This is a genomic window from Nitrospiraceae bacterium (assembly GCA_020632595.1).
Lineage (GTDB): Bacteria > Nitrospirota > Nitrospiria > Nitrospirales > UBA8639 > Nitrospira_E.
Window position 1 is genome coordinate 30,494 of record JACKFF010000007.1, and the last position, 14,177, is coordinate 44,670.

The window sequence follows — 14,177 nt, forward strand, 5'->3', positions numbered from 1 at the left end:
AGTCGTTTTAATAGGATGTTTGTTAACCCAGAGGTTCCAATCCCTTACCGATACGCATCAGCAATTGGATCGGTGTCGAGAGGATTACAATAACAATATGAGTCGGCCTCAAAGGGCGCTGAACGATCAGCCGCCAGGAGAATTCCCGGCAACCACGCCGTCAAGAAGAGGATGGGAAAGATTAACTCAGCCGGAAAACTCCTTCTCCAACTGGCCTAGTAAACAGGAACCTAGCAAGATCCGGAAAAATTAACATTCCAACTGGCCAAAAAATTGGGGCGGGTCACGGATTCGACTCAAAATCCATGCCCAATCATTGTTCATCAATTGTAGCGGAACACTCTGTCAAAAATTCTTGAGATCATCCCTGCACCGATCACGCGACGGATGTGGCCCCATTGGTCGTGTATCGGGTTGAAGGAAAAATTATCCGCCATTTGAATCCGACCTGAGTCTGTCTCCCTCACTGCTCTTTTCCCTTCGTCCCATTCTTTAGTTGGTTTTTCCCGCTCACCCTCTTCGCCTCTGTCACAAAAAATTTACCTGTCTGTGATAGGGGTGTCATTTCTCAGAGGTATTGTCTGGGTAAGAATAATCATCAACATACACCAGCGCATGCGGAAGGAGAATGGTATGCAAAAATGGATTGACACTCGCGGAGGTTCCCCACGGTATTCTCAAGGTCGGACTACGCAGCTACGTTCACAGGGTCCTGGTTCCCTGTGGTCTCTGGTCCTGGCAGGTGGACATGGGGAGCGCCTTCGGGAATATACCGAACAGCGTTTCGGAGCGTATCGACCGAAGCAATATTGTGCGTTTATGGGAAAACGATCGATGATCCAACATACGTGGAGGCGGGCGAAAGCCCTTTGCCTTCCTCACCGGGTTGTGACGGTGATGGATCAATCACACTGGGGCTATGTACGGACACAATTAATCCAGGAACCCCTGGGCCGGGTGGTCTGGCAACCTGATAATCGAGGAACCGGTCCCGGTGTGTTTTTGCCCCTCTCCTATATTCGAGCGCATGATCCTCATGCCACGGTTGTTCTGTGGCCTTCTGATCATTTCATTTTCCCCGTTGAACCGATGATTCAGGTGGTGCGTGATGCGGCGGCCCTGGTCCAGGAACAACCGCATCGTATGGTGTTGTTGACTGTTCCTCCTCAGTCGCGGGAGCAGGACTATGGATGGGTGATTCCAGGTAGTCGTCTCCGGCATCCGGGAGGGATCCGGGTCAGGGAAGTGCGAAGATTTGTGGAGAAACCCCAGGGTGCCCAGCTTGAGGACATTGCCCTGAGTGGAGGGCAATGGAATACGTTGGTGTTGATTGCCAATGTCCAGACCTTATGGGAAGCCGGTCGTCAGTGTATCCCGGAAGTCGTGCTGCCTCTAGAAGAACATGCGGGCGGGATCGGGACCTCAAGTGAACATCAACAATTGCTGCATCTCTATCGAACGATGCCCACGAGAAATTTCTCGAGTGACCTCCTCTCGCTGATTCCTCAGCAATTACACATGATGGATCTGACCGGGGTCTGTTGGAGTGATTGGGGAATGCCTGAGCGCATTCAGGAGACCATTGCGTGTATGAGACAAGGTGAACTCTTTGGAGTTAATAGCGAATCGGTTGGCGGGGTTTGGATGACGTCCCGTCAGAAGGAAACGGTTCAGGAGGAATTCACCGGTGTCCTGGGATAGAGAATCTGTTGACTCAATGCGATTTAAGTGTCGGCTGGAGGGTTGAGTATGAGGCTTTCAGTCGAAAATATTCTGATGGCCCGGATGAGGGTGAAGCGCCAGCCCCGGTTATCGGGGCTGGGTTGATAAAGAGGTGCCAAAAAAGAGGAGGGAATGTATGAGGAGAGTTAGATTGGAAAGTGAGGGAGACCGTGCTCCAAATGCTTCGTCGCAAGACAAAGCCCGTACGATCCAATTGCGGTGCCGTAGTTGTGGTCTGGAGTGGGAGCCCGCTTATTATCAAGAGGAATGTCCGCTGAGGGAGTTGGAAACAGTATTTCTTTCTGAAAATTGGTTTTTGGTACCTAGTGAAGTCACCAGATAATTTGGGCAGAGGCGGGGAGATGATTTGGCATAGCTAAAAAAAACATACCACGTGTCATTGGCCGTCTTTAAAAAGAAGGCGGCTTGGTGTACTTCCCTTTCCAATTTGCAATAAACCAATCCTGGGTCTGAAATGGCGCTTCATCCTCCAAAGGCTTCACGCGAGTATAGGTTCCATCGGCTTGGAGTTGTCGCGTGTGCATGTTGTCTTTCAGGTAGGGACGTAAGACGGTCTCAACAATGAAGGTTCGGAGTGTGGGATTCTCAATCGGAAACAAAATTTCAACCCGCCGGTCCATATTGCGGGGCATGAGATCCGCACTTCCCAGAAATAATTCATCCTGCCCTCCGTTCCGAAAATAAAAACAGCGTGAATGCTCAAGAAATCGTCCGACAAGAGACCTGACCGTGATGGTCTGGCTGAGTCCAGGAATCCCAGGGCGGAGCCCGCACATCCCTCGCACCATAAGTTCAATCTTGACCCCCGCTTGAGAGGCACGATACAAGGCCTGAATTGAGGCTTTGTCGACGAGAGAATTCACCTTGAATGCCAGGTAGCCGTCTCCATGTTGTTGTTGCCGGGATATTTCCCGATTGATTCGCTCGATGATATTCGTTCGAATCCCGACCGGCGCAATCAAAAGTTTCGAGTAGGAGTCCTTTTTAGAATACCCGGTCAAGGCATTGAACAGATCAGTGACATCTTCGCCGAATACCGGATGACAGGTAAATAAACTAAAATCTGTATAAAATTTGCTGGTGATGGGGTTGTAATTGCCGGTTCCGAGATGCAGATATCGACGAATGCCATCTGATTCACGACGAACGACCATGCAGACCTTGGCATGTGTTTTCAGGCCCAGGACACCATACACCACATGCACGCCTTCATCTTCTAATTTTCTTGCCCATTCAATATTGTTTTCCTCATCGAACCGGGCTTTGAGTTCCAGGAGTACGGCAACCTGCTTGTCATTTTGGCGGGCTTCCATGAGAGCGTCCACCACAGGGGAGTTGATGCCCACTCGATAGAGTGTCTGCTTAATGGCTAACACTTTCGGATCCAGAGCGGCTTGTCGAATGAAATCCACGACGGTTGAGAAGCTGTCGTATGGGTGATGAAGGAAGATGTCTTCCCGTTTGATGAGTGAAAATAATGATTCCTTTGAGGTGGGGTCGTGCAGAATGTTGGGGAAATGGGGCGAAAATTTCAGATCCGGTCGATCAATGGCGGTGAGTTCAAGGAGATTCGAAAGGCCGAGACGGAAATCATAGGTGTAAACTTGATAGGGAGCTAAACTCAGATTTCTGACCAGGATATCTTTGATGGAATCCGGCATATGCCGGTCCAGTTCCAATCGCACTACCGAACCGAATTGGCGTAAATCAATTTGTTCTTCAATGGCAGCCAGCAGATCGCCGGCCTCATCTTCTTCGATTTCAAAATCAGCATCCCTGGTAATGCGAAAATAATAGGAGGCCTGAATCGTCAGGCCGGGAAACAATAAGTCCAGATTGGCGGAGATGATGTCCTCCAGCCACACAAAGTTGGTGCTTTCGGTTCCGGTGGCTAACCCCAGTTGTTCATCGTCTGATACCTGTGATTCGTCTGGAATTCTGATCAATCTTGGAAACAACGACGGAACCTTAATGCGGGCAAAGCATTCTCCACGCTCTGGGTCGTTCGCCACGACGGCCAGGTTGACCGTGAGGTTGGAGATATGGGGAAAAGGGTGGCTGGGGTCAAAGGCCAAGGGCGTCAGAGCGGGGAAAATTTCTTTTCGAAAATATCGGCGGAGTAGGGATCGTTGTTTGGGTTTGAGGTCTTGATAGGCCAGAATGCGAATATGTGCTTGGGCCAGACGCGTCAGGAGATCATCCTGCCAACATTGGGTGACACGGGAAAAACTCCGGAGAAGTGCATCCCGTATTTGCCCCAATTGATCGGACGGACTCATCCCATCCAGTGCGGCTTCCAGGACTCCGCTGGACAATTGTTCGCGTAAGCCGGAAATCCGGATCATGAAAAACTCGTCAAGATTATTGAAGAAAATCGAAAGGAATTTGACGCGTTCCAGTAATGGATGGCTCGGATCTTCTGCCTCTTCCAGTACCCGTTTATTGAACTCCAGCCAACTCAGTTCCCGGTTCAGGTACAGCTTGGGGTCATCAAGATTATCGATGACCTCAGGCAGGTTGGGTGCCTTCGGTATTATCTGATGAGTCATGACCAGATCTCCTATGATTCCTGTTATGGATGAAGAATTATTCTACCTGATTGAGGTTCCTGAGGCCCATCATTAGTCCAATGCAACGGGTCTATCCCGACCTAAACGCATCAAGGAGGATTGGGATAAGCCTTTATAGCTTTTTCCCTTGTTTTTGAAGCTTTTGCCATTGTTTCGGGATTTGTTGATGCACCTGGGATTGCTGGTTTCGAAACCGTTCAACCATCAGTCCGGTGACATAGGCGATGCCGGTTCCCCGTGAGTGTTGTTTGATGGCGAGGAGCCGTTGTTCAGCAACCACCGCATCTTGATGGTATCCCAAAAGATCCTGCGTGTGTTTCGCCTGTTCAAGAAACCGTTTGACACGCTTGCCGAGCAAGGGCTCGGCGAGTTCAAGGGCATATCGCGCCCGTTTCAAGAGTATTCGAGTGCGATGCAGTTCAGCTTTCGGGAAAAAGTTGTGTGAGGCCCTCACAAAATCCTGAACTTTGTGAAAGGCTTTTCTCGCTAATTCCGTAATGGTGAGTGGAGACGGCTGAAATGGTAAACGGGTTAGTGAGTCCTCAAAATGATTCAGGAGAGTGAGATACCGGTCACTACGCAATCCCTCCAGAAGTTTGGCGCGGGCCATAGACCTCTGATCCTCAAATTTCTTAAGAATCGATTGAAAGGCACGCTGTTCTTGTCTGGAGAGGTCATGGAAATGATGACGAAATGATTCCAAAATAACATCCCCATCCCTGACTTCGCCCAACAAAGAACCAACCCAGCCCAGCTCCTGGCGGACATGCTCTGTCCATTCCGGTGCGAGAAAAGTCCGTACCGCTCGAATAATGGCTCTCATGCGGCGGGTTGCGACTCGCATGCGATGAAGCGCTTCGCTGTCCCGACCCAAACGGGTCCCGGGATCATGTTGCAACATCTGAAGAAATTGGGAATGAAGCCTTTCTTGAATGTGTTCTGTCGCTGGTGCTGAAGGATCACTGAGTTCGAGGGCAAGCGGATAGGGAAGTTGTAGTGCCTGAAAAATCTTGGGTTGTAATGCTTTCTCCTCCGCCCCCGCCTGAAGCAGGATCTTGCGGATCGGCTTGAGTTGAGCGGCTGTGCCGTCCTGTAATTCAACCTCCAATTCCTGAAATGCATGCACAGTTTTTTTGTCTCGGATGAGGGCCACGGAGTCCAGGACGACTTCAGCGATAACCTGGCTGTCTTTCTGAATGCGAACCCCTTTTCTCTTTGTCCGGAGTTTTCCGAGTTGAATGGCCTCTTGTTTTCTAAAAAAGGCCGTTAATAAGTCCAGAAATTCCCAGGGAATGCTGCGGCTGCCGGAATCAATGTTCAACTCCAGTCGAACGGCACCGCTGGGGATTTTTAATTGCCAGACCCCACGGGCTTGTTCCACTCGTTTTCGGAGAGTCAGACCCAATTGACCGAGTCGATGGTGCTCGCTGTCAAAATAGGTGGATGTGAAGACGCGGGTTGGGATCGGTTCCCCCATGTCGGGAGGGATTTGAAAGCCGGGTGGAATCCGGAACTTAATTTCGTCTTCAATCGTTTGGTGAATATTCCATGGCATAACAACTCATCCTGCATTATTCATTTTGCCGTGGGCCGTTTGAAGGAAATCTTCACGGGATTGGTTAGAGTTCCACAATATAAGAACGTGCTACTTTCTCAGAAAACCTTTAATAAAGAAAAGGAAATAATCGGGTTCATTTTACCTGAATGGATCGCAAGAAAGTGTGAAGTTTTCGTGTGACTCCTTGTCTTGACATGATAAATGTCCTGGTATTCCCTGCAGGGCCTATAGGGACACTTTCATGCTCCGGTGATCGCGGGATGTTTTTCTTGAGCGCGCTTGATCTAAGGAAACGGATATCTCTTTCCTGCAGGCTCTGTTGCATGCGATGGGCGAATGAGTCTGAATAGGACTGTTAGATTTCATATTGTGGTCCGGAATTCGAGAGAATCTGTGTCACCAACACAGAAATTTCGATATACTACCAGGGGGAAAGTGGGATTCAAAATACCCAGGAGAATAATTGATGTATGAAGGCTTGCCCAATAAACAACTGACTCAATTGTTGCAAACCGCTGTCGAGGCGGCTCAGGTGGCGGCTGTTCCAATTCGAGCCTATTTTGAGAAGCAGGATCTCCGTGTCAGAGAAAAAAGCGATGGGTCACCGGTGACACAAGCCGATCAAGAGGGGGAAGCACTCATCCGCACTCACTTGCTTTCCAATGCCGCAATCGGGCCTCTCGATATTCTTGGTGAAGAAGAAGGGTTGCAGGGAACGGGAACAAGATGGCAATGGGTCGTGGATCCTATTGATGGCACGCGATCCTTTATTCATGGGATTCCGTTATTCGGCACCATTATCGCCTTGGTTGATACTCGTGAACAATTTCCTGTCCTTGGAGTGATTCACCTTCCCATGCTCGGAATCACCTATGCCGCGGGTAGGGGACAAGGGACCACCCGACAAGGAAAACCCTTACATCTTCCAGAAGATCTTCCCATTGAAAAGGCGATTATCGGGGTGGGCGATTTTGCTCAGTTTTCCAGTGTTAATCGGGAGGCGGATTATCATCAACTGTTAAAGATGTCCGGGTATGTGCGAGGGTATACCGATTGTTTTGGACATGGCCTGGTGATCAGTGGAGCCCTTGGCGCAATGGTGGATCCTGCTTTGAACCCGTGGGATATTCTGGCTACTCAAGTGTTAATTGAGGAGGCCGGAGGGGTGGTAATCCTTCGTCCTTCGAAAGTATCCGGAAAGGTTGATGCGGTATTTGGGAACCGTTTGCTCGTTCAGCATCTTGCTCGGGAACTCTCCTTTTGAAATTTTCGGGACTTTGCCCGCAGATGTTTTTTTTTCAGGAAGCATTTCCGAAGTGCCGTATCGGGCGCCTATCATATGAATGCCTCCGGTGTTTCGAATGCTCCCTAGGCCATTAATTGAGATTTACCTGTTTGTCACATTCTTTTAACGAGGAGGAAATGTTTGTCAGATACCGTTTCCGTAGGGCCGGATAGCAGACCTGTAAATTTTTTTGGTGAATCGGGTTTGTTCATGGGGGAATGAGCAGATGATCCGAGCGTGTCATGCGAGAGTAGGAGGGATCTTGTCCTTGAACCACAAACCTTCCGGGTCGTCTTTCGAGCACAAGCGGTCTTTCTCACACGACTTGAATTTCGGTTATTGAAACAATTGCTTGATGGCGAGGGCAGATCTCTGTATCGCCAGGATCTCTTGAACCGGGTCTGGGGACCGCAGGTCTCTGTCGAAATTCGGAACGTAGATTCTCATATAGTCCGCCTCCGGCGAAAACTGCAGCGTTTGGGGGAGCAAGGCCCCACTATTGAAACTGTCTGGGGTGTGGGATATCGTATTCGTATCACTGATGATTGTTCTGTTCCCTCCTGAAGGTTTCCTTTTTGCAAATTCTGATCCCGATATTGACCACGGAATATCTGTGGAAATGAACAGGCAGATCCGTTCTATTTTTGAAGGAGTTCAGCCCCATGAAAAGGCTTGCGGTTATTGATATTGGAACGAATTCCATCCACATGGTTCTAGCCGAAATTGGAAAAGGATTCGCCTACAAGATTGTGGACCGTATTAAGGAAATGGCCAGGCTGGGTGATGGAACCTTTACGTCTCAGCGGCTGTCTCCAGAGGCCATGGACCGTGGCTTGACTGTCCTAAAACGGTTTTCCATGCTGGCAAAGAATAAGGGATTTGATCCTATTTTACCGATTGCCACCAGTGCGGTCCGGGAAGCAAAAAATGGAGGGGATTTTTTAAAGCTTGTTCGCAAGGAGCTTGGGCTTAGAGTGCGGGTCATCACCGGTGAGGAAGAGGCCCGCCTCATCTATTTAGGGGTAAGGAATAGTATGGACCTCGCCCATTTTCCCGCCATGATTGTGGATATCGGGGGCGGATCCGTGGAATTGATGGCTTGTACGCAAACGCGCTTAAAATTTGTGAGAAGCCTCAAATTAGGTGCGATCCGGTTGAAGGATCAATTCCTCAAGGCCGATATTCCTGATAAAAAAATGATCCAACGTCTGGAAAATCTGGTCAGTCAAACCTTGAAGAAATCCTTGTCATCAAAGAAACGTGACTCTCAATTTAAACAACTGGTGGCCACATCGGGAATGGCGGGAAACCTCGCGGAAATCATTTATTTGGCTCGGACCGGACGGCCGCTCTCACAAATTGATATGGCCACGGTCGAGTTGGATGAAGTTCGAGAGGTTGAACGACTGCTGCGGACAAAAGATACACCGGCGCGATTGAAGATCCCCGGCCTGGACCCCAGGCGCGTGGATACGCTGTATTCGGGTGTGTTGGTGTTGCGCACATTGATGGAACGGATCGGGGTCAAACAAGCGCGCATCAGTGATAAAGCGATTCGGGAGGGGGTTATTTACGATTTCATCCAACAGCATCAGGAAGGGTTGCGGGCGGAACAGGAAATTCCTCATGTTCGACGGCGACAGGTCCTATTGTTGGCCAGACGATATCAATATCCAAAAAACCATGCGCATCATGTGGCCAAGTTGGCATTAAGTTTGTTCGATCAGACTCAAGCGTTGCATCAACTTGGCGACAGGGAACGGGAGTGGTTGGAATATGCGGCTTTACTGCACGATATTGGGCATCATATTAGTGAGAACAAACACCACAAGCACACTTACTATTTGATCACCCATGCCGATCTCCCCGGATTTTCGTCTGAAGAAGTAGACATTATGGCCAACGTAGCCAGATATCATCGACGCGGCCAACCAACGAGCAGGCATAAAGGATTTCGACTCTTAAGTCGCGAGCACCGAAAAGTTGTAACACGTCTCAGTGCGATTTTACGAATTGCCGATGGTCTGGATCGGAGTCATTTTTCCGTGGTCAGGAAAATTTCCCTTGAGCCCGGGAAGCCCCTACGCCTCCATGTATTTTTTCGCTATGACCCGGAGTTGGAATTATGGACAACGGAACGAAGAATGAAACTCTTTGAAAAAATATTCCATTGCCGGATTGAATTGAAGTCGGCTACCATTGCCATGCAAACTGTCGCCTAGCGGGTTATCCTATGCCTAAACCCTTCTCTGGAAATTGTTCAGGCATTTGTGGGATACTTGCGCACTTTAGAGCTCCAGCATAGGTTCGAATGTAGAGCTGCGGCCCGAGGGTGTCGACTTCTCCTTCTGGATCATGGCGGGTGACTCCCAATTACTGCTCACCAAGAAAAACGAATAACTGTCAGGCTAACCTGGTTTCGGCTTGGAAATTCTGATCCCTGGCCTGCAGAGTCCCAAAAAAGAGATTTGACCATTCTGGGCTTTCCAGTTTAAGGAGAATCCTTATGTTTAGTTTTATGCCCAGGGAAAGCGGATTTTTTGATTTATTCGAGCAAGCATCTCAAAACGTCGTGGAAGCAGGACAGTGCTTGAAAGCATTAATGAAGTCCTTTGATCAGCCGCATACTCAAATTCAACACATCAAAAATTTAGAGCACAAGGGTGACGATCTCACCCGTGATATTGTGTATAAACTCAATAAAACGTTTATTACACCGTTAGATCGAGAGGATATTCACGCATTGGCCAGCGCGCTCGATGATATTCTGGACGAAATTGATGCGGTGGCCGAATTGTTCATGGTGTTTAAAATTGACCACCCGACGCCCACGGCACTCAGGTTGTCGGAAATCCTTCATGATGCCGCTTTAGAAGTCGGGAAAGGGATTGACCTTCTTCGTCATCAAAACTGGGATATGAAGGACTGTGCGATTCGAATTCATAGCTTGGAAAACGAAGCTGACCGGGTGAGTCGAGAAGCGATCTCCCGGTTATTTGAAGAAGAAGCGGAACCTAAAATGGTGATGAAGTGGAAAGAGATCTATGAGAATTTTGAGATGGGCACCGATTCGTGTGAGGATGTTGTGAATGTTCTGGAACGGATCGCACTCAAACATGGATAATGAAGCGGTAGCCCAATCCTTCCGATTTTTTTGACACCCCTCCCCAAAGCACTTCCGTGGCCGAATTCAGCATTCTTCTTATTTTAATTATCGCTCTCGCACTTCTGTTTGATTTTTCAAATGGTTGGCATGATAGTGCCAATGCCGTGGCCACCGTCGTATCCACTCGGGTCCTGAGCCCCGTCTTGGCTGTTCTTTTTGCCGGTGTCTTGAATGTGATCGGGGCCTTTATGTCTACCGCGGTAGCCAAGATGGTGGGAAACGGAATTATCGATCCTGCCGCGATCAATGATGTGGTCATTATTTCGGCGTTAGGGGGAGCTATCGTTTGGAATTTTATGACCTTACATATGGGGTTGCCTTCAAGTTCCTCCCATGCCTTGATTGGAGCCATGGTCGGTGCAGGTTTTATTCATGGTGGTGTCGAGGTGTTGCAGGGTGCCGGATTGTTAAAGGTCATGGAAGCGATGGTCTCTTCTCCTTTATTGGGATTCCTTGCGGCCTTTGTGCTCATGGTTGGGTTGAGCTGGGCTTTTTTTCGGACTTCGCGAGGAAGGGCTATGAGGTTGTTTCGACGTCTTCAATTGGTGTCAGCGGGGTTTATGGCGTTGAGTCATGGAGCTAATGATGCACAAAAAGCGATGGGAATTATTACCTTGGCTCTGCTTTCTGCCGGGCATATTCCTTCTGCGGAAGTGCCCAAATGGGTGATTATTTCCTGCGCACTCTCTATGGGCTTGGGGACGGCCCTCGGAGGGTGGAAGATCATTCGAACTTTGGGGATGCGAATCGCCAAGTTGGATCCTGTGCATGGGTTCGCCGCCGAAACCGGGGCCGGTGTGGTGTTGATGGTTACGGCTCATGTTGGATTGCCAGTCAGTACGACTCACACGATTACCTCTTCGGTCATGGGCGTGGGAGCGGTGAATCGGTTGTCGGCGGTTCGTTGGGGGGTCACCAGGAGAATTGCCTATGCGTGGATCTTTACACTTCCCGGTTCGGCGTTCTTAGCTGTTGCTTTTTACATCCTGCTGTCCGCATTCTTCTAGTTGTTCGTTGTTATTTCAGTTTCTGTGATCCCCAAGATTCTGTTTTTGCTGAATTGATAGTTTCAGATTTCCTGTTCCATGGATCTTGACGTGAAGGCCTATCTCCGTTTCTTCTCTCCTCTGTTTGCTCCTCTTTTGCAGAACCATTGGCCTGCCCGGTTTTGTGGTCACAGTCACATCGATTTCATCTCAAGAGATGGGTTGTGTGGAAGTTGGCTCTACGGTCCCTCCAATTGGGGATGGTTCCTTTCGTATTGCTCCCTTTAGTCTGACGTGTTCAAAGATTGAGTCGCGGGTTTCCTTTCACACAATCCGTGGAATTGTAACCAAAAGGAGGAGTTATGGCAGAATCCTATCAAATGGGCGCATTGCAAGTGTCAACAGTTGGGCTTGAAGAGGAAGGGTATCAAATGTATTTAGGCCAGAAGTGCCGATTGAGCGGTGTGTTGAAAGTTCAGGGGATGGCGCGAATCGATGGATTTGTTGAGGGGGAGATTTATGGTAGCGATCTGATTCAAGTGGGTAAAGATGGAAAGCTTGAAGCCACAGTAAAGGCTAAGGACATTGTCGCACAGGGTCCTCTTCGTGGGGACTTTGTCGCTCTCCAGAAAATCCAGTTACTGGCCCCTGCGACATTGGAGGGGAAAATCGATGCACCGGTTTTTCTGCTGGAAGAAGGTGTCTTCGTCAATGGACTGGTGAAAATGGGAATGGTGCGCCCTGCGGTCTCATAAACCAAGGGTTTACATTTAGCCAATGCACCGAGTAACAGTCATGGCATCGAAAGCGAATTGTTCTATTTTTCATAAGTTTCATAAGGGTGACGAGTGGTGAATGTTGTGTCGTGCACAAGGCCCTTAGCGTAGCGCTCTGAGCTGCGCAGGGGCCATCCACCATTCTAAATTTCCCCGCCCTACTCCGACATTTCCATCAAAAGAAATTAGACAGCCTCCAGCCTTTTTGACCGAAAGGCCTGAGGTGTTCTTGCCAAAAATCATCAATGCGGCTGTTTGGCCAAGATGAGGTTCATGTCCGACGCACATGACGAAGGCATCCTTTGGCAATGTTTGTAAAATCTCGAATAGCAGCATGGGTGATTGATCATAGACCAACTCGGGACAAAGCTGAATGGTTGCCTTGATCTGTAGTGCCTCCTTGGTAATCTCCGCCGTTTGTTGCGTACGGATTAATGGACTGCATAAAAGGTGTGAGGGTTTTATGCCGATTCGTTTGAGCCCTGCCGCCACCTGTTTGGTTTTGGTAATCCCTTCTTTGGTCAGAGGGCGTTCGCGTTCAGAGCTCTCCCATTCCTCGGTGTTAACGGCAATGCCATGGCGAAGTAGAAGACAATGCATGTAAGTCTCTCCTTTTCTGGTCGCAAACATAACAACCAATTCTCTCCGCAGGTTCGAAATCCAAAATTTTCTGGGGCTAAGGAAATATTATCAATCTCCGAATGGTAGGGCGAGGCCCAGGATGCCCCCAATGAGCAAAACCCAGAGGATATTCAATCTCAATCGATAAAGTGCGACAAACGCAGCAATCGAAAGGGCTAAAGCCATTCCATTGAATGATCCCTCTAATCCATGTGGCCAGAATACCGAGAGGCCCAGGACTATGGCTAAGTTCATGATCACTCCCACAACGGCTGCGGTAATGGTCGATAACGCTTCGGAGAGATCCCGGTTTCCTTTGAGGATTTCGATATAAGGTGCGCCTAAAAAGATAAACAGAAAACAGGGGAGGAAGGTCGAGTAGGTGGTTACCACCGCAGCCAGGACGGCGCTGTTGATTTGGCTGAGGTTCCCAGCATGGTTCCAGCCCGCCATGAACCCGACAAATTGAAGAACCATGATTAAAGGACCAGGGGTTGTTTCCGCCAGCGCAAATCCATCCATCATTTGGCCGTGCGTGAGCCATCCATAGGTATCGATGGCGGATTGGCTGACATAGGCCAATACTGCATAGGCCCCTCCAAAGGTGACAAAGGCTGCCTGGGTAAAATAGAGATAGATTTGTAAAAAGAGATTGTTCGGATTCGATAGCATAATGAGGGCCAGAAAGGGGATAAGCCATAGTCCAAGGAATACAAAAATAATCCGTTTCGGGGAGGTTTGATGTAAGGGAGTGATTCGTTTTTGAGGCGCACTATGATCGAGTTCCCTTTTATGCTTATCCCCATACCGTTTCGTCTCAGATGAGGAAAAAATTTCAGGTCTTGCTCGAGCGACTCTCCAACCCACAAGCCCGGCAATCACGACGATGAGGGGAAAAGGAATTTTAAAGATAAAGATGGCAAGAAAGGCGATCCCTGCTGTCCAGAGGTGGGGTGGGCCAATCAAAGCGCGTTTTCCGATTTTGAATCCAGCTTCCATGACAATGGCGACAACCACCGGTTTTAACCCCGCGAACAAGCCGGCAACTATGGAGATTGAACCGTATGCGGCATAGACATACGATAATGCGAGCAGAACAAAAACCGAAGGGAGCACGAAGCACACTCCGGCTACGATGCCTCCCCGCGTTCCATGGAGCAACCAACCGATGTAGATGGCCAATTGTTGGGCTTCCGGACCAGGAAGCAGCATGCAAAAATTCAGGGCATGGAGGAACCGTGACTCGGAAATCCAACCGCGGCGTTCCATCAGATCCCGGTGCATCAGCGCGATTTGTCCGGCCGGTCCTCCAAAGTTGATAAAGCCCAACAACAGCCAGTAACGAAAGGCCAGCCAAAATGGGAATAAGGATGAATGTTGACTTTTGTCCATGTTAAGACGATTCGAAGCAGAGAAACAGCATCGTGATGTGCACCTTAATTGACGGAGTTGGAATAAGAAATATGGCCGGA

At 49.2% G+C, this 14,177-nt stretch carries 11 protein-coding genes; 7 read left to right on the forward strand and 4 right to left on the reverse strand.

Going from position 1 to position 14,177, the window contains the following annotated elements:
- The first annotated feature begins 633 nt into the window (after positions 1 to 633).
- Complete coding sequence (locus tag H6750_13400) at positions 634 to 1,701, forward strand: NTP transferase domain-containing protein (protein MCB9775300.1); 1,068 nt, start codon at positions 634 to 636, stop codon at positions 1,699 to 1,701.
- Between the two features lie 431 nt (positions 1,702 to 2,132).
- Here the strand turns inward: H6750_13400 and ppk1 are convergent, their stop codons facing one another.
- Together ppk1 and H6750_13410 are read right to left on the reverse strand one after the other, a co-directional pair.
- On the reverse strand, positions 2,133 to 4,292 hold the full coding sequence (ppk1, locus tag H6750_13405) for a polyphosphate kinase 1 (protein ID MCB9775301.1): 2,160 nt from the start codon (positions 4,290 to 4,292) through the stop codon (positions 2,133 to 2,135).
- 133 nt (positions 4,293 to 4,425) lie between these two features.
- Positions 4,426 to 5,868: a CYTH and CHAD domain-containing protein gene (locus H6750_13410; protein MCB9775302.1), complete on the reverse strand. Its 1,443-nt coding sequence runs from the start codon at positions 5,866 to 5,868 to the stop codon at positions 4,426 to 4,428.
- A gap of 469 nt (positions 5,869 to 6,337) precedes the next feature.
- On the opposite strand from H6750_13410, the gene H6750_13415 reads away from it, so the two are divergent.
- The 6 genes from H6750_13415 to H6750_13440 all read left to right on the forward strand — a co-directional run bounded on the left by H6750_13415 (position 6,338) and on the right by H6750_13440 (position 12,063).
- The gene (locus H6750_13415; GenBank protein ID MCB9775303.1) at positions 6,338 to 7,135 is read left to right on the forward strand and encodes a hypothetical protein; all 798 of its coding nucleotides are present in this window, start codon (positions 6,338 to 6,340) and stop codon (positions 7,133 to 7,135) included.
- Between the two features lie 258 nt (positions 7,136 to 7,393).
- Entirely contained in the window at positions 7,394 to 7,720 is a 327-nt protein-coding gene (locus tag H6750_13420; protein ID MCB9775304.1) for a winged helix-turn-helix transcriptional regulator, read from the forward strand.
- A 98-nt stretch (positions 7,721 to 7,818) separates the two neighbouring features.
- On the forward strand, positions 7,819 to 9,378 hold the full coding sequence (locus H6750_13425; protein MCB9775305.1) for a Ppx/GppA family phosphatase: 1,560 nt from the start codon (positions 7,819 to 7,821) through the stop codon (positions 9,376 to 9,378).
- A 284-nt stretch (positions 9,379 to 9,662) separates the two neighbouring features.
- Positions 9,663 to 10,280 carry a DUF47 domain-containing protein gene (locus H6750_13430; protein MCB9775306.1) on the forward strand — a complete coding sequence of 206 codons (618 nt, stop codon included), beginning with the start codon at positions 9,663 to 9,665 and terminating at the stop codon, positions 10,278 to 10,280.
- A gap of 56 nt (positions 10,281 to 10,336) precedes the next feature.
- Positions 10,337 to 11,329: an inorganic phosphate transporter gene (locus H6750_13435; protein ID MCB9775307.1), complete on the forward strand. Its 993-nt coding sequence runs from the start codon at positions 10,337 to 10,339 to the stop codon at positions 11,327 to 11,329.
- A 341-nt stretch (positions 11,330 to 11,670) separates the two neighbouring features.
- Entirely contained in the window at positions 11,671 to 12,063 is a 393-nt protein-coding gene (locus H6750_13440) for a polymer-forming cytoskeletal protein (protein MCB9775308.1), read from the forward strand.
- A gap of 123 nt (positions 12,064 to 12,186) precedes the next feature.
- Here the strand turns inward: H6750_13440 and sixA are convergent, their stop codons facing one another.
- Together sixA and chrA are read right to left on the reverse strand one after the other, a co-directional pair.
- Positions 12,187 to 12,684 carry a phosphohistidine phosphatase SixA gene (sixA, locus tag H6750_13445; GenBank protein ID MCB9775309.1) on the reverse strand — a complete coding sequence of 166 codons (498 nt, stop codon included), beginning with the start codon at positions 12,682 to 12,684 and terminating at the stop codon, positions 12,187 to 12,189.
- 90 nt (positions 12,685 to 12,774) lie between these two features.
- Positions 12,775 to 14,097, reverse strand: coding sequence for a chromate efflux transporter (gene chrA / locus H6750_13450; GenBank protein MCB9775310.1), 1,323 nt, complete (start codon positions 14,095 to 14,097; stop codon positions 12,775 to 12,777).
- Between the last annotated feature and the right edge of the window lie 80 nt (positions 14,098 to 14,177).